Source organism: Seonamhaeicola marinus (assembly GCF_008085455.1).
Window position 1 is genome coordinate 1 of sequence record NZ_VSDQ01000904.1, and the last position, 213, is coordinate 213.

Consider the following 213-nt stretch of genomic DNA (forward strand, 5'->3'; position numbering starts at 1 on the left):
AATCATTATTTAAAACTGTATTTAAATATCCAACCTAATATCTTAACGCCTGCAAATATAGCACCTTTTACGGTACCTGAAACTTTTGATACGCCTATTCGGTTTCTATATTTAACAGGAATTTCTGTGTAAGTTAGCTTTTGTTTTAAGGCTTTTAATTGCATTTCTACTGTCCAGCCATAAGTTTTGTCTTCCATGTTTAAAGCCAAAAGC

At 31.9% G+C, this 213-nt stretch carries 1 pseudogene; it reads right to left on the reverse strand.

The annotated features are described in order from the left end of the window. Positions 1 to 5: 5 nt before the first annotated feature. Positions 6 to 213: pseudogene (locus FUA24_RS26005) on the reverse strand (glycosyltransferase family 2 protein); the annotation flags it as partial.